13 protein-coding genes and 1 tRNA gene are annotated in these 16,291 nt (G+C 60.1%); all 14 read left to right on the top strand.

The genetic code is table 11. From position 1 onward, the window contains the following. Positions 1 to 23 precede the first annotated feature (23 nt). On the top strand, positions 24 to 176 hold the full coding sequence (gene rpmG / locus D6Z24_RS19820) for a 50S ribosomal protein L33 (RefSeq protein ID WP_012529352.1): 153 nt from the start codon (positions 24 to 26) through the stop codon (positions 174 to 176). Between the two features lie 42 nt (positions 177 to 218). Beyond that, a tRNA-Trp gene (locus D6Z24_RS19815) sits at positions 219 to 295 on the top strand. Between the two features lie 32 nt (positions 296 to 327). Further along, positions 328 to 513: a preprotein translocase subunit SecE gene (secE, locus tag D6Z24_RS19810; RefSeq protein WP_129128350.1), complete on the top strand. Its 186-nt coding sequence runs from the start codon at positions 328 to 330 to the stop codon at positions 511 to 513. A gap of 10 nt (positions 514 to 523) precedes the next feature. Next, positions 524 to 1,051, top strand: coding sequence for a transcription termination/antitermination protein NusG (nusG, locus tag D6Z24_RS19805; protein ID WP_129128349.1), 528 nt, complete (start codon positions 524 to 526; stop codon positions 1,049 to 1,051). A gap of 64 nt (positions 1,052 to 1,115) precedes the next feature. Beyond that, positions 1,116 to 1,538, top strand: a complete 423-nt coding sequence (gene rplK / locus D6Z24_RS19800) for a 50S ribosomal protein L11 (protein ID WP_129128348.1) — start codon at positions 1,116 to 1,118, stop codon at positions 1,536 to 1,538. A 22-nt stretch (positions 1,539 to 1,560) separates the two neighbouring features. Beyond that, a complete protein-coding gene (gene rplA, locus D6Z24_RS19795) occupies positions 1,561 to 2,262 on the top strand; it encodes a 50S ribosomal protein L1 (protein WP_129128347.1) in 702 nt (233 codons plus the stop codon). Between the two features lie 182 nt (positions 2,263 to 2,444). Next, positions 2,445 to 2,966, top strand: coding sequence for a 50S ribosomal protein L10 (rplJ, locus tag D6Z24_RS19790; protein ID WP_129128346.1), 522 nt, complete (start codon positions 2,445 to 2,447; stop codon positions 2,964 to 2,966). 60 nt (positions 2,967 to 3,026) lie between these two features. Beyond that, positions 3,027 to 3,407 (top strand): 50S ribosomal protein L7/L12, encoded by a 381-nt coding sequence (gene rplL, locus D6Z24_RS19785; RefSeq protein WP_129128345.1) that lies wholly within the window; start codon positions 3,027 to 3,029, stop codon positions 3,405 to 3,407. Positions 3,408 to 3,569: 162 nt separating this feature from the next. Beyond that, positions 3,570 to 7,685, top strand: coding sequence for a DNA-directed RNA polymerase subunit beta (gene rpoB, locus D6Z24_RS19780; protein ID WP_129128344.1), 4,116 nt, complete (start codon positions 3,570 to 3,572; stop codon positions 7,683 to 7,685). Between the two features lie 110 nt (positions 7,686 to 7,795). Next, entirely contained in the window at positions 7,796 to 11,941 is a 4,146-nt protein-coding gene (gene rpoC, locus D6Z24_RS19775) for a DNA-directed RNA polymerase subunit beta' (protein WP_129128343.1), read from the top strand. 158 nt (positions 11,942 to 12,099) lie between these two features. Beyond that, entirely contained in the window at positions 12,100 to 12,471 is a 372-nt protein-coding gene (gene rpsL, locus D6Z24_RS19770; RefSeq protein WP_015719175.1) for a 30S ribosomal protein S12, read from the top strand. A 52-nt stretch (positions 12,472 to 12,523) separates the two neighbouring features. Then, on the top strand, positions 12,524 to 12,994 hold the full coding sequence (rpsG, locus tag D6Z24_RS19765; RefSeq protein ID WP_129128342.1) for a 30S ribosomal protein S7: 471 nt from the start codon (positions 12,524 to 12,526) through the stop codon (positions 12,992 to 12,994). A 50-nt stretch (positions 12,995 to 13,044) separates the two neighbouring features. After that, positions 13,045 to 15,123 (top strand): elongation factor G, encoded by a 2,079-nt coding sequence (gene fusA, locus D6Z24_RS19760; protein ID WP_129128341.1) that lies wholly within the window; start codon positions 13,045 to 13,047, stop codon positions 15,121 to 15,123. Positions 15,124 to 15,158: 35 nt separating this feature from the next. Beyond that, positions 15,159 to 16,291, top strand: a 1,133-nt coding sequence (gene tuf, locus D6Z24_RS19755; protein WP_129128340.1) for an elongation factor Tu, incomplete at its 3' end; no start/stop codon positions are given.

Genomic DNA, 16,291 nt, shown 5'->3' with positions numbered 1-16,291 from the left:
TAGTTTTAAAAGGATGAAAGACAATGCCTAGAGACATCATTACCCTTGGCTGCACCGAGTGCAAACAGCGTAACTATACGACTACGAAGAACAAGAAAAATACGCCGCAGAAGCTGGAGTTCAACAAGTACTGCCGCTTCTGCCAGAAGCACACGCTGCACAAGGAAACCAAATAGTTTGACTTGGGGTTCCCGGAACTGTCCGGGAACCTCCGCCGCAGGCCAGTAGCTCTAACGGCTAGAGCACCGGTCTCCAAAACCGGGTGTTGGGGGTTCGAATCCCTCCTGGCCTGCCATTTTTTTATCTTCACGAAGTGAGGAGTGACAAGTGATCGCGAAAGCCAAGACTTTTTTTGAGGATGTTCAGGCGGAGCTCGCCAAGGTAACTTGGCCTACCCGCAAGGAGACCTTCTCTACCGCTCAGGTAGTTGTTGTCATCATAGTGGTCATCTCACTTTACCTTGGCGCCTGCGACGTGGTCCTTACTAAGCTCATCAGGTCGATACTCCGCTAGAGGACTGAAAATGGCACACAAATGGTACGGCGTACATACCTACTCCGGCTTTGAGAACAAGGTGCGGCTCACGCTTGCTGAGCGCATCAAGAACCTCGGCATGGAGGAGTTCTTCGGCGAGATCCTGATCCCGTGCGAAACCGTCGTCGAACTTAAGAAGGGGGAGAAGAAGACTTCGTCCAGGAAGTTCTTCCCCGGATACATCCTGGTCAACATGGAATTGAACGACGATACCTGGCACGTGGTCAAAGAGACCGCGAAGGTGACCGGGTTCGTCGGCGGCAACAACCCCTTCCCGATTCCGGACGACGAAGTCAACAAGATCACCAAGAGGATGGAAGAGGGTGCCGAGAAGCCCCGTCCGAAGGTCCTCTTCGAAGTTGGCGAGACGGTCAGGGTCATCGACGGTCCGTTCCTCAACTTCTCCGGCGTGGTCGAGGACGTGAAGCCGGACAAGGGGAAACTGAAGGTCATGGTAAGCATCTTCGGGCGCGCCACCCCGGTCGAGCTCGAATTCATGCAGGTAGAAAAGCAGTAGGGTCACCCCGCTGTTAGTGATAGAAGAATCAGGCAGTTCGAAGGAAAGATAAAGGAGTAGGAAAATGGCGAAAAAAATTACCGGTTACATAAAGCTGCAGGTACCCGCAGGGAAGGCTAACCCGTCTCCTCCGATCGGTCCGGCACTCGGTCAGCACGGCGTCAACATCATGGAGTTCTGCAAGGCTTTCAACGCGAAGACCCAGGCGGACGAAGGGACCATCACTCCGGTCGTCATCACTGTCTACGCCGACAGGTCCTTCACCTTCATCACCAAGACTCCGCCGGCTCCGGTTCTCATCAAGAAAGCTCTCGGCCTCCAGAGCGGCTCCGCGGTCCCCAACAAGACCAAGGTCGGCAAGCTGACCAAGGAGCAGGTGCGCGAGATCGCAACTAAGAAGATGCCCGACCTCAATGCCGCGAGCCTTGAGGCTGCCATGAGGACCATTGAAGGTACCGCGCGCAGCATGGGCGTTGAAATAGCTTAAGATAAAGAGAGGGTTATCAGAAATGTCTATGACTAAAAAAGCCAAAGAGGCTCGCGCCAAGGTCGACAGGACCAAAACCTATCCCCTGTCCGAGGGTCTTGAGCTCGTTAAAGGCGCAGCTTACGCCAAGTTCGACGAGACCGTCGACCTGGTGGTCAAGCTGGGTGTCGATCCCCGTCACGCCGACCAGATGGTGCGCGGCGCCGTCGTGCTCCCCAACGGCCTCGGCAAGGACGTGCGCGTCCTCGTCTTCGCCAAGGGCGAGAAAGAGAAAGAGGCCCGCGAGGCCGGTGCCGATTTCGTCGGCGCCGACGACCTGGTCACCAAGATCCAGGAAGGGTGGTTCGAATTCGACACCGCCATCGCGACCCCGGACATGATGGGTGTGGTCGGCAAGATCGGTAAGCTCCTCGGTCCCCGCGGCCTGATGCCGAACCCGAAAGTCGGCACCGTCACCTTCGACGTGGCCCGCGCCGTGAAGGAGTCCAAGTCCGGTAAGGTCGAGTTCCGCGTCGAGAAGGCCGGTATCATCCATGCCCCGGTGGGCAAGGTCTCCTTCACCGCCGAGACCCTGAAGCAGAACGTTGCAGCCCTGGTCGAAGCGCTTCAGAAGGCCAAGCCGGCTGCCGCCAAGGGCACCTACATGAAGAAGATCAGCGTATCTTCCACCATGGGCCCGGGCGTGAACATCGATCTCGCTGACATCAGCGCGATCTTGAAATAAAGGCAGTATCCGCAGTAAAGCCAAAGTCAAAGACAGTGGGTGCGCCAGTTGCATCGTCGGTGCTTAATCGCCTTGGGCGGCCAACCGAGACTTGCAAGATGTTGCGTGAAAAAGCATGTTCCGCAACTTCCTGACTTTGGCGGGGTTCCGTACCCGTATACCAAAAGAAAGGAGGAAGGCGCTTGAATAAGGAAACCAAACAAGAACTTGTTACCGAGATGCACGACAAGCTCCTGAAGGCCCAGGCAGTGTTCCTCGCGGATTTCCGCGGGATGAACGTCGGCCAGGCGACCGAGCTCAGAAACGAGCTCAGGAAGGCAAACGCCGAGTACAAGGTCGTCAAGAACACCCTGCTCGAGATCGCTTCCAAAGGGACCGACAAGGAAGGTCTGAGCCAGTACTACGCTGGCCCGACCGCCATTGCCCTTTGCTATGACGATCCCGTCGCAGCGGCCAAGGTGCTGTCGCGTTTCAACAAGGAAGCCACCAACCCGTTCACTCTGAAGGCTGGCGTGCTTACCGGCAAGACCATCAACGTGGCCGAGATCCAGGCTCTCGCCGATCTGCCGAGCCGCGAAGTGCTTATCGCCAAGATGCTGGGCAGCATGCAGGCACCGGCAAGCAACTTCGTACGCGTTCTCGCGGCTGTCCCGGGCGGGTTCGTACGCGCGCTGGAACAGATCAGGATCCAGAAGGCTGCCTAGTCGCAGTCACCGACAATTTTCGCTTTAAACATCTAACAATATTCTCTGGAGGAGAAAGAAATGGCTATCACCAAAGAAGAAGTAATCAGCTTCATTGAGAACATGTCCGTCCTCGAACTTGCCGGCCTCGTGAAAGAGCTCGAGGAGAAGTTCGGCGTTTCCGCAGCCGCTCCGGTTGCCGTTGCTGCTGCCGGCGCTCCGGCTGCTGCCGCTGAAGCTGCTGAAGAGAAGACCGAGTTCGACGTCATCCTCAAAAACGCTGGCGCTAACAAGATCGCTGTCATCAAGGTCGTTCGTGGCCTTACGTCCCTCGGCCTCAAAGAAGCCAAGGACCTGGTCGACGGCGCTCCGCAGCCGGTCAAAACCGGTATCTCCAAGGAAGAAGCTGCCGACGCACAGAAGCAGCTGGTCGAAGCCGGCGCAGAAGTGGAAGTCAAGTAGTCATTTCCGCACCGATCTTTACCAAAGCCAAGGTCGCTTTTTGCGGCCTTGGCTGTTCTATTTTAGTTTGAGGCCGCTTCACCCCGCAGCCCCGCCCGACCAAAACAGCAGGAAATTCAAGGGGGTGGAGGTCTTCCAAGGCGTTCACCACAAGGAGAAGATATGGCTTATTCAATCGCGAATAACCCCCTGTTGCGCAAGAACTTCGCCAAGATCAACAAGATCATCGACATACCGAACCTCATCGACATCCAGAAAAACTCCTACAAGAGATTCCTCCAGCTCGACACTCCCGTAGACGCACGCAAGAACTCCGGCCTCGAGGCCGTTTTCCGCAGCGTTTTCCCGATCAGGGACTTCAGCGACACCGCATCGCTTGAGTACGTTTCGTATTCGCTCGGCGCGCCGAAGTACGACGTGGAGGAGTGCCACCAGAGGGGCATGACCTTTGCCGCCCCCATGAAGGTGAAAGTAAGGCTGGTTGTCTGGGACGTGGCGAAGGATCCGGGCACCAGGTCGATCCGCGACATCAAGGAGCAGGAGGTTTATTTCGGCGAAATCCCGCTGATGACCGACAACGGGACCTTTATCATAAACGGCACCGAGCGTGTTATCGTCAGCCAGCTGCATCGCTCCCCCGGTGTGTTCTACGACCACGACAAGGGGAAGACCCACTCCAGCGGCAAGGTGCTCTACTCGGCCCGCGTGATTCCGTACCGCGGTTCGTGGCTTGACTTTGAATTTGACCATAAAGACATCCTTTATGTTCGCATAGACAGGCGTCGCAAGATGCCGGCCACCGTGCTTCTCAAGGCCCTTGGCTACTCCAACGACGCGCTCATCAATTACTTCTACAAGTCCGAGGAAGTGAAGGTCGGTGAGAACGGCGCCATGACGAAACTCGTGGACGCGGAGCTCCTCTCCAACCAGAAGGCGACCGCGGACATCGTGGACCCGGCTACCGCCGAGGTGATCCTCAAGGCGAACCGCAAGTTCACCAAGGCAGCGCTCCGGAAGATGGCCGAGCACGGCATCAAGGAGATCCCGATCGCCGAGGAGGAAGTGGTCGGCAAGGTCGCTTCGCACGACATCTACGATCCCGCCACCGGCGAGATCCTGGTCGAGTGCAACGAGGAGATCACCCAGGCGAAGCTCGAGGAGATGGTCCAGAAGGGGATCACCTCCTTCCAGGTGCTCTTCATCGACAACCTGCACGTCACCTCCAGCTTCCGCGACACCATCCTGATCGACAAGATCGGCTCCACCGACGAGGCGCTCATCGAGATCTACCGCCGTCTGCGTCCGGGCGATCCGCCGACTTTGAAGAGCGCGCTGGTTCTCTTCGAGAACCTGTTCTTCAACGCGGAACGCTACGACCTCTCCGCCGTCGGCCGCCTGAAGCTCAACTACAAGCTCGGCGTGGACGTGCCGCTTGACTGCATGACGCTCACCCGCGAGGACATCCTCGAGGTGGTGCGTTACCTGATCGAGCTCAAAAACGGCAAGGGCAACATCGACGACATCGACCACCTGGGCAACCGCCGCGTGCGCGCCGTGGGTGAGCTCCTCGAAAACCAGTACCGTATCGGCCTGGTGAGGATGGAGCGCGCCATCAAGGAGCGCATGAGCCTCCAGGAAGTCGAGAACCTGATGCCGCACGACCTGATCAACTCCAAGCCGGTTTCCGCGGTAGTGAAGGAGTTCTTCGGTTCCTCGCAGCTCTCCCAGTTCATGGACCAGACGAACCCGCTCTCCGAGGTCACGCACAAGCGTCGTCTCTCGGCTCTCGGACCGGGCGGTCTTACCCGCGAGCGCGCGGGCTTCGAGGTCCGCGACGTACACCCGACCCACTACGGCCGCGTCTGCCCGATCGAGACTCCTGAGGGTCCGAACATCGGTCTCATCGCGTCGCTCTCCACCTACGCGCGCATCAACGAGCACGGCTTCGTCGAGACGCCGTACCGCGTGGTCAAAGAGGGTAAGGTGACCGACGAGGTCCGCTTCTTCTCAGCACTGGAGGAGGAAGGTCACGCCATCGCCCAGGCCAACGCCGACGTCGACGAGACCGGCCGCTTCGTCGCCGACTACATCTCCGCCAGGAAGTCCGGCGAATTCGTGCTGGTCGGTCGCGACGAGCTCGAGCTCATGGACGTGGCGCCGATGCAGCTCGTTTCCGTCGCTGCTTCGCTCATCCCGTTCCTCGAGAACGACGACGCGAACCGCGCACTCATGGGTTCGAACATGCAGCGCCAGGCCGTGCCGCTTCTGCGTGCCGACTCACCGCTCGTCGGTACCGGCATGGAGCGCGTCGTGGCCAGGGACTCCGGGGTTTCCTCGGTCGCCCGCCACAACGGCGTCGTAGAGAGCGTCGACGCTTCCCGCATCGTCGTGAAGATCGACGAGGACCAGTACGATGCAACCGGCACCGGTGTCGACATCTACAACCTGATCAAGTTCGCCCGTTCCAACCAGAACACCTGCATCAACCAGAGGCCGGTGGTGAAGGTGGGCGACCACGTGAAGGCGGGCGACATCATCGCCGACGGTCCTTCCACCGACATGGGCGAGCTGGCTCTCGGCCAGAACGTGCTCATCGCGTTCATGCCGTGGGGCGGTTACAACTACGAGGACTCCATCCTCATCTCCGAGCGTCTCGTCAAGGACGACCGCTACACCTCGATCCACATCGAGGAGTTCGAGGCCGTGGCCCGCGACACGAAGCTCGGCAAGGAAGAGATCACCTCCGACATCCCGAACCTAGGCGAAGAGACCCTCAAGGATCTCGACGAGTCGGGCATCATCAGGATCGGCGCCGAGGTTCGTCCGGGCGACATCCTGGTCGGCAAGATCACCCCGAAAGGCGAGACCCAGCTCTCCCCGGAAGAGAAGCTCTTAAGGGCGATCTTCGGCGAGAAGGCGGGCGACGTGCGCGACACCTCGCTCAGGGTTCCGCCGGGGGTCGAAGGAACCGTCATCGGCGCCAAGATCTTCTCCAGGAAGGGTGCCGACAAGGACGCCCGTACCGAGATCATCGAAAAGGCCGAGGAGCAGCGCCTGCGCAAGGACGAGCAGGACGAGATCCGCATCATCCGCGACTCCGCCCGCGGGAAGCTGAAGAAGCTTCTCATCGGCAAGACCGCGGCGGTCAAGATCGAAGGGATCGACGGCAAGGTGCTCATCCCGAAAGGGTCGGCCATCACCGAGGAGATGCTGAACTCCTTCACCATGGACCGCTGGGACGAGATCTCCATCGCCGACGACGACACCATCGACGAGAAAGTGGCGCAGACCCTTTCCACGCTGAACCAGCAGATCGACATCATCAAGTACGTCTTCGACGACAAGGTGCAGAAGCTGCGTCGCGGCGACGACCTGCCGCCGGGCGTCATCAAGATGGTCAAGGTCTACATCGCCATCAAGCGTAAGCTCCAGGTGGGCGACAAGATGGCAGGCCGTCACGGTAACAAGGGTGTCGTCTCCAGGATCCTTCCGGAAGAAGACATGCCGTACATGGAAGACGGCCGTCCGGTCGAGATCGTGCTGAACCCGCTGGGCGTTCCGTCCCGTATGAACGTGGGGCAGATCCTCGAGATGCACTTAGGCTGGGGCGCCAAGGGCCTTGGGTGGAAGATCGAGGAATTCCTCGAGAAGAACACCCCGCACGACGAGATCAAGAAGTTCCTGAAGGGTGTCTACGGCAACCCGGAAATGGACCGCTTCTTAGACACCCTCGAGGGTGAGGAACTCCTCAACGTGGCAAGGCGCCTGAAGCGCGGCATCCCGATGTCGTCGCCGGTCTTCGAGGGGGCGAGCGAGGAGTCGATCCAGTCGATGCTGACCCACGCAGGCTTCAGCACCACCGGTCAGGTCACCCTCTACGACGGCAAGAGCGGCGACAAGTTCATGCACCAGGTCACCGTCGGGATCATGTACTTCCTGAAGCTGCACCACCTGGTCGACGACAAGATCCACGCGAGGAGCATCGGTCCCTACTCCCTGGTCACCCAGCAACCGCTGGGGGGCAAGGCGCAGTTCGGTGGTCAGCGACTCGGGGAGATGGAGGTCTGGGCGATGGAGGCCTACGGCGCCGCATACGCGCTGCAGGAGTTCCTCACCGTCAAGTCCGACGACGTGGCGGGCCGCACCAGGATGTACGAGGCGATCGTCAAAGGGAAGCACACCCTTGAGCCGGGTCTGCCGGAGTCGTTCAACGTCCTCATCAAGGAACTCCAGTCCTTGGGGCTCGACGTGGAACTCTTGGAAAGCGACGAGGACTAGGACACTGTTTGTCTGACCGGTCCGATTAGTCCGACCGGTCAGACGTCAGACAGTCCGACAAGCTGCTTGGAACAGATAACGTAACTCCTACCGCTAAGGAGGAAAATACTTTGGAAGATATTTTCAATTTTTTCGATAAGCCGAAAGATCCGCTCCACTTCTCGTCGATCAAGATCTCGATCTCGTCGCCGGACAAGATCCGCGAGCGTTCCTTCGGGGAAGTGAAGAAGCCGGAGACCATCAACTACCGCACCTTCAAGCCGGAGCGCGACGGCCTCTTCTGCGCCAAGATCTTCGGACCGACCAAGGACTACGAGTGCAACTGCGGCAAGTACAAGCGCATGAAGCACCGCGGCATCGTCTGCGAGAAGTGCGGCGTCGAGGTCATCCCGTCCAAGGTGCGCCGCGAGCGCCTGGGGCACATCGACCTCGCCACCCCGGTGGCGCACATCTGGTTCCTGAAGTCCCTGCCGTCCAGGATCGGCAACCTGATGGACATCACCCTGAAGGACCTCGAGAAGGTGCTCTACTTCGAGGCCTACGTGGTGACCGACCCGAAAGAGACCGGCATGCCGTTCGGCACCGTGCTCTCCGAGGACCAGTACCAGAAGGCGCTCGAGGAGTACAACTACGGCTTCGAGGCCGGCATGGGCGCCGCGGCGATCCGCACCTGCCTCACCTCCATGGACCTCGACCAGCTCTCCGAGCAGCTCAGGATCGAAATGCAGGAGGCGACCAGCGAGGCGAAGCGCAAGAAGACCGCCAAGCGTCTTAAGGTCATCGAGGCCTTCAAAAACTCGGGCAACAAGCCGGAGTGGATGATCCTCGAGTGCATCCCGGTCCTGCCGCCGGAGCTTCGTCCGCTCGTCCCCCTGGACGGCGGCCGCTTCGCAACAAGCGACCTGAACGACCTGTACCGCCGCGTCATCAACCGCAACAACCGCTTGAAGCGCCTGATGGAGCTGCAGGCCCCCGAGGTCATCATCAGGAACGAGAAGCGCATGCTGCAGGAGGCGGTCGACGCGCTGTTCGACAACGGCCGCCGCGGCCGCGCCATCGCAGGCCCCAACAAGCGCCCCCTCAAGTCGCTCTCCGACATGCTGAAGGGCAAGTCGGGCCGCTTCCGTCAGAACCTGCTCGGTAAGCGTGTCGACTACTCCGGCCGTTCCGTTATCGTCGTCGGTCCCGAGCTTCGCCTGCACCAGTGCGGTCTGCCGAAGAAGATGGCTCTCGAGCTCTTCAAGCCGTTCATCTACAACAAGCTCGAGGAGCGCGGTTTCGTCACCACCATCAAGAGCGCCAAGAAGATGGTGGAGAAGGAGAAACCGGAGGTCTGGGACGTTCTCGAAGAGGTCATCAAGGAGCATCCGGTCCTCTTGAACCGCGCACCGACCCTGCACCGTCTCGGCATCCAGGCCTTCGAACCGGTCCTCATCGAGGGCAAGGCGATCCAGCTCCATCCGCTCGTCTGCACCGCCTTCAACGCGGACTTCGACGGCGACCAGATGGCGGTTCACCTCCCCCTCTCGGTTGAGAGCCAGGTGGAGGCGCGCGTCCTCATGATGTCGACCAACAACATCCTGTCCCCGGCGCACGGCAAGCCGATCATCGTGCCGAGCCAGGACATGGTTCTCGGTATCTACTACATGACCCGCGAGAAGCACTTCGCGCTCGGCGACGGCAAAACATTCGCCTCCCCGGACGAGGTCTCCATCGCCTGGGATGCGGCCGAGGTGCACCTCCAGGCCCGCATCAAGGTCAGGATGAAAAACCTCGTCACCGACGAGAAGCCGTCCATCATAGAGACAACGGTCGGGCGCGTGCTCTTGCGCGAGATCCTTCCGGACCTGGTGCCGTTCTCGGCGATCAACAAGGTCATGACGAAGAAGGAACTCTCCAACCTCGTCGACACCTGCTACCGTCTGGCCGGCAACAAGGAAACCGTCATCCTCGCCGACAAGCTGAAGTCCATCGGCTTCCGCTACGCGGCGAAGGCGGGTATCTCGATCTCGATCAACGACATGGTCATCCCGGAAGGGAAGTCCGCCATCATCAACCGCGCCACCGAAGAGGTGCAGGAGATCCAGAACCAGTACACCGAGGGTCTCATCACCGACGGCGAGCGTTACAACAAGGTCATCGACATCTGGGCGAAATCGACCGAGGACATCGCGAAAGAGATGCTGGACAACCTCTCCCGCGACACCATCACCGACCCGCAGGGGAACGAGGTGAAGGTGCCGTCCTTCAACGCGATCCACATGATGGCCGACTCCGGCGCGAGGGGTAGCGCCCAGCAGATCCGCCAGCTGGCGGGGATGAGGGGACTCATGGCGAAGCCGTCGGGCGAGATCATCGAGACCCCGATCACCGCGAACTTCCGCGAAGGCCTCACCGTGCTCCAGTACTTCATCTCGACCCACGGTGCACGTAAAGGTCTGGCCGATACCGCGCTCAAGACGGCGAACTCCGGTTACCTCACCCGTCGTCTGGTCGACGTCGCCCAGGACGCCATCATCACCGAGGAGGATTGCGGCACCATCGACGGCCTGACCGTCTCCTCCCTCACCGAGGGTGGCGAGGTCATCGAGCACATCGGCGACCGTATCCTCGGCCGCGTGGCCCTGGACGACATCCTCGACCCGGTCACCGGCGACGTGCTGGTGGCGGCGAACCAGGAGATCGACGAGACCCTGGTCTCGAAGATCGAGGCGGCAGGTCTCGAGAAGGTCAAGATCCGTTCCGTGCTCACCTGCGAGAGCCGTCGCGGCATCTGCGCCAAGTGCTACGGCCGCGACCTGGCACGCGGCCACCTGGTGAACCGCGGCGAAGCGGTCGGCGTCATCGCCGCCCAGTCCATCGGCGAGCCGGGCACCCAGCTGACCATGCGTACCTTCCACATCGGTGGTACCGCATCCCGTCGCGCCGAGCAGACCTCCATGGATGCGAGGAACGAGGGCTACGCCAAGTTCATCAACCTGCATTACGTAACCAACTCCGAAGGGCACCACATCGTTATGAACCGTAACGGTGAGCTGGCCATCGTGGACGAGACCGGGCGTGAGCGCGAGAAGTACGGCATCGTCTACGGTGCGAAGATCAAGGTGAGCCCGGAAGAGAAGGTCACCCAGGGGCAGTCGCTGGCCGAGTGGGACCCGTACACCATGCCGATCCTCACCGAGATCTCCGGCCGCATCAAGTTCGGGGATGTCATCGAGGGCGTCACCATGGAGGAGCAGGTCGACGAAGTCACCGGCCTCTCCAGGAAGGTCATCATCGAGACCCGCGACTCCGACAAGCGTCCGCGCATCACCATCAAGGACGAGTCCGGCAAGACCGCCAAGGTCGGCGAGAGCATGGCACGCTACTACCTGCCGGTCGGCTCCAACATCAACGTCCTCGAGGACACCGTGGTGAACGCGGGTGACGTGATCGCCAAGATCCCGCGCGAAACCACCAAGACCAAGGACATCACCGGTGGTCTGCCGCGTGTCGCCGAGCTCTTCGAGGCGAGGAAGCCCAAAGACTTCGCGGTCATCACCGAGATCGACGGCGTGGTCGCCTTCGGCAAGGACGCCAAAGGCAAGCGCAAGGTCATCGTCACCCCCGAGGTCGGCGAGCCGAAGGAATACCTCATCCCCAAAGGGAAGCACATCAGCGTCCACGAAGGGGATCATGTCCGCGCCGGCGAGGCGCTCATGGACGGCTCCTCCAACCCGCACGACATCCTCCGCGTCCTCGGCCAGAAGGAACTGGCCAAGTACCTGGTCGACGAGGTGCAGGAGGTCTACCGTCTCCAGGGCGTCAAGATCAACGACAAGCACATCGAGACCATCGTACGTCAGATGCTGCGTCGCGTCAGGGTGAAGGACGTGGGCGACACGAACCTCTTGATCGACGATCAGATCGAGCGTTGGGTCTTCGGGGAAGAGAACGAAAAGGCAATGGATAAGGGCGGGCGTCCTGCCACGGCAGAGTCTCTGCTCCTTGGCATAACCAAGGCATCGCTCTCGACTGAGTCATTTATTTCTGCTGCTTCCTTCCAGGAGACAACAAAAGTCTTGACACAGGCATCCATTGAAGGTAAAGTCGACAGTCTGCGTGGTCTGAAAGAGAACGTGATCATGGGCCGCTTGATCCCGGCGGGTACGGGATTGGCTCTTTACCGCAACCTGCGCATGGTTGCTGAGGAGCCAGTAATCATTCCGGAGCCAGTTGAACCGGAAGATGAAGAGATCTACGAAGAAGAAGCCTAGTCCAGTATCCGGCCAGTGAGAGCGGGTTCCCTGCTTCACTGGCCGGCGTCTCACTTTTTTCAAATAAAACTTGACAAGCACGTTCGTTGTTGCTATTTTCGTCGCTTCCGCGCGCGGGGTGCGTCTGCGCGTGGATAAGAATCGCGTGAGAGGAATGTATGCCAACTATTAATCAGCTTATTCGTCATGGTCGGGAGTCAAAGGGTGAAAAATCCACTGCTCCGGCACTCAGGAGCTGCCCGCAGAAGAGGGGCGTTTGCACCAGGGTTTACACCACAACCCCGAAGAAACCGAACTCCGCGCTTCGTAAAGTCGCAAGGGTAAGGCTTACCAACGGCGTCGAGGTGACCTCCTACATTCCGGGTGTTGGTCACAACCTCCAGGAACACTCCGTTGTCCTCATCAGGGGCGGCAGGGTGAAGGACCTTCCGGGTGTTCGTTACCACATCGTCCGCGGTACGCTCGACTCTGTCGGCGTCAAGGGTCGCATGAAGAGCCGTTCCAAGTACGGTGCGAAAAGGCCCAAGTAACCGTACGGTTCAAAGAGACCCAAGTAACCGATTTTAAGTGAGAGGTTAAGACATGCCAAGAAGAAGAGAAGTAGCAAAGCGGGTGATCCTCCCGGACCCGAAATACGGTGACAGGGTGGTTGCCAAGCTGATCAATATAATCATGCTGGACGGCAAGAAGTCCACCGCCGAGAAAGCCCTCTACGGTGCCCTTGAAATCGCTGCCGGCAAGGCCGGCGACGAGCCGGTCAAGGTCCTCAAGAAGTGCCTCGACAACATCAAGCCGATGCTGGAAGTCAAGTCCCGCAGGGTCGGTGGTTCCACCTACCAGGTTCCGGTCGAGGTTCGTCCGGAGCGCCGCATGTCTCTGGCCATGCGCTGGCTGGTGAAGTACTCCAACGCCCGCAGCGAGAAGACCGTTACCGACAAGCTTGCCGGCGAGATTCTCGACGCTTACAACAACCGCGGCTCCGCGGTGAAGAAGCGCGAGGATACCCACAAGATGGCAGAGGCGAACCGCGCCTTCGCCCATTACCGCTGGTAGTCTTCGGCGGCACCCATTAAGGCTTAGAAAGCAACTCGGAGGAATAGTAAGTGGCACGTCAGGTTTCGTTGGAAATGACCCGTAATATCGGGATCATGGCTCACATAGATGCAGGGAAGACCACCACCACGGAGCGTATTCTCTACTACACCGGTGTTTCCCACAAGATCGGCGAGGTCCATGACGGCGCCGCTACTATGGACTGGATGGAGCAGGAGCAGGAGCGTGGCATCACCATCACCTCCGCAGCAACCACCTGCAACTGGAAGGACCATCGTATCAACATCATCGACACCCCGGGTCACGTCGACTTCACCATCGAGGTAGAGCGCTCCCTGCGTGTTCTCGACGGCGCAGTCGCCGTATTCTGCTCGGTCGGTGGCGTTGAGCCGCAGTCCGAGACCGTATGGCGTCAGGCGGACAAGTACCGCGTACCGCGTATCGCGTTCATCAACAAGATGGACCGCATCGGTGCTGACTTCTTCCGCGGCATCGCCATGATCAAGGATCGCCTCAAGGCGAACCCGGTCGCCCTGCAGATCCCGATCGGCAGCGAGGAGAACTACAAAGGCCTCGTCGACCTGATCGAGATGAAAGGGATCGTCTTCAACGACGAGACCATGGGTGCGGTGTACGATGTCGTCGATATCCCGGCCGACCTGATGGACCAGGCCCAGGAATACCGCGAGGCGCTCATCGAGGAAGTTGCTTCCCACGACGATGCCCTCATGGAGAAATACCTGGGCGGCGAGGAGATCTCCATCCCCGAGCTGAAGGCCGCGATCCGTCAGGCCACCCTCGACATCAAGATCTGCCCGGTCATCTGCGGTTCCGCCTTCAAGAACAAGGGCGTGCAGCACCTGCTCGACGCGGTCCTCGACTACATGCCGGCTCCGACCGACATCCCGGCGATCCAGGGTGTCGATGCCAACACTGAGGCTCCCATCGAGCGTCATGCGTCCGACGCCGAGCCGTTCGCGGCCTTGGGCTTCAAGATCATGACCGACCCGTTCGTTGGGCAGCTCTGCTTCTTCCGCGTCTACTCCGGCGTGATCCAGTCCGGTTCCTACGTGTACAACGCCACCAAGGGCAAGCGCGAAAGGATCGGCCGTATCCTGAAGATGCACGCCAACAAGCGTGAAGAGATCAAAGAAGTCTACGCGGGCGACATCGCCGCAGCGGTAGGCCTTAAATACACCACCACCGGCGACACCCTCTGCGACGAGAACGCGGCCGTCATCCTCGAGTCGATCGAGTTCCCCGAGCCGGTCATCTCCATCGCCATCGAGCCGAAGACCAAGGCCGACCAGGAGAAGCTGGGCCTGTCGCTTGGCAAGCTCGCTTCCGAGGACCCGTCCTTCCGCGTCAAGACCGACGAGGAAACCGGCCAGACCATCATCTCCGGCATGGGCGAGCTGCACCTCGAGATCATCGTGGACCGTCTCTTCCGCGAGTTCAAGGTTGAGGCGAACGTCGGCAAGCCGCAGGTCGCCTACCGCGAGACCATCACCAAGAAGGTCAAGGCGGAAGGGAAGTTCGTACGCCAGTCCGGCGGTCGCGGTCAGTTCGGTCACGTCTGGCTCGAGATCGAGCCGCAGGAGGCGGGCAAGGGTTACGAGTTCGTCGACGCCATCAAGGGCGGCGTCGTTCCCCGCGAGTACATCCCGGCGGTCGACAAAGGCATCAAGGAGTCGCTGGACAACGGCGTCATGGCCGGCTTCCCGGTGGTCGACGTCAAGGTCACCCTGGTCGACGGTTCCTACCACGAGGTCGACTCCTCGGAGATGGCGTTCAAGATCGCCGGCTCCATGGGCTTCAAAGAGGGCTGCGCCAAGGCCGCCCCGATCATCCTCGAGCCGATCATGTCGGTAGAGGTCGTGGTTCCGGAAGAGTACATGGGCGACGTCATCGGCGACCTGAACTCCCGCCGTGGCCGCATCATGGGCATGGAAGGGCGCGCAGGCGCTCAGGTGGTCAACTCGATGGTGCCGCTGGCACAGATGTTCGGTTACTCCACCGACCTGCGCTCCGCGACCCAGGGTCGTGCGACCTACTCCATGACCTTCGATCATTACGAGCCGGTACCGAAGTCGGTTGCCGAGGAGATAGTTGCGAAGGCCAAAGGCTAAGATAATTCAATTTCCCTACTGAGGAGGATTCCGAAATGGCAAAAGCTAAATTTGAAAGAACTAAGCCGCACGTAAACATCGGCACCATCGGCCACGTCGACCACGGCAAGACCACCCTGACCGCAGCGATCACCAAGGTGCTCGCAGGCAAGGGCCAGGCCGAGTTCAAGGCGTTCGACCAGATCGACAACGCTCCGGAAGAGCGTGAGCGTGGTATCACCATCGCTACCGCCCACGTCGAGTACGAGACCGAGAAGCGTCACTACGCTCACGTCGACTGCCCGGGCCACGCCGACTACGTAAAGAACATGATCACCGGTGCTGCGCAGATGGACGGCGCGATCCTGGTTGTTTCCGCAGCTGACGGCCCGATGCCGCAGACCCGTGAGCACATCCTGCTCGCACGTCAGGTCGGCGTCCCCTACATCGTCGTGTTCCTGAACAAGGCCGACATGGTGGACGACGAGGAGCTCCTCGAGCTCGTCGAGCTGGAAGTTCGCGAACTCCTCTCCTCCTACGACTTCCCGGGCGACGATATCCCCATCATCAAGGGTTCCGCTCTGAAAGGGCTCGAGGGTGACCCGGGCGAACTCGGCGAGCAGGCCATCATGAAGCTGATGGACGCAGTCGACGCCTACATCCCGGAGCCGCAGCGCGCCATCGACAAGCCGTTCCTCATGCCGGTCGAGGACGTGTTCTCCATCTCCGGTCGTGGTACCGTTGCAACCGGTCGTGTCGAGCGCGGCATCGTGAAGGTCGGCGAGGAAGTCGAGATCGTCGGCATCAAGGCAACCGCCAAGACCACCGTTACCGGTGTTGAGATGTTCCGCAAGCTGCTCGACGAAGGTCGTGCAGGCGACAACATCGGCGCACTGCTCCGCGGTGTCAAGCGTGAGGAGATCGAGCGTGGCCAGGTTCTCGCCAAGCCGGGCTCCATCACCCCGCACACCAAGTTCAAGGCAGAGGCGTACATCCTCTCCAAGGAAGAGGGCGGCCGTCACACCCCGTTCTTCAACGGCTACCGTCCGCAGTTCTACTTCAGGACCACCGACGTTACCGGCGTGGTTGACCTCGAAGCCGGCGTCGAGATGGTTATGCCGGGCGACAACGTCTCGGTTACCGTCAACCTGATCACCCCGATCGCAATGGACGAAGGTCTGCGCTTCGC

The sequence above is a fragment of the Geomonas oryzae genome (assembly GCF_004117875.1).
Taxonomy (GTDB): Bacteria; Desulfobacterota; Desulfuromonadia; order Geobacterales; family Geobacteraceae; genus Geomonas; species Geomonas oryzae.
This window is presented reverse-complemented; position numbering and strand designations above follow the sequence as displayed.

Coding starts and splice junctions, on each gene's coding strand:
- rpmG (WP_012529352.1), top strand. CDS start 24: ATGCCTAGAGACATCATTACCCTTGGCTGCACCGAGTGCAAACAGCGT.
- nusG (WP_129128349.1), top strand. CDS start 524: ATGGCACACAAATGGTACGGCGTACATACCTACTCCGGCTTTGAGAAC.
- rplK (WP_129128348.1), top strand. CDS start 1,116: ATGGCGAAAAAAATTACCGGTTACATAAAGCTGCAGGTACCCGCAGGG.
- rplA (WP_129128347.1), top strand. CDS start 1,561: ATGTCTATGACTAAAAAAGCCAAAGAGGCTCGCGCCAAGGTCGACAGG.
- rplL (WP_129128345.1), top strand. CDS start 3,027: ATGGCTATCACCAAAGAAGAAGTAATCAGCTTCATTGAGAACATGTCC.
- rpoB (WP_129128344.1), top strand. CDS start 3,570: ATGGCTTATTCAATCGCGAATAACCCCCTGTTGCGCAAGAACTTCGCC.
- rpsL (WP_015719175.1), top strand. CDS start 12,100: ATGCCAACTATTAATCAGCTTATTCGTCATGGTCGGGAGTCAAAGGGT.
- rpsG (WP_129128342.1), top strand. CDS start 12,524: ATGCCAAGAAGAAGAGAAGTAGCAAAGCGGGTGATCCTCCCGGACCCG.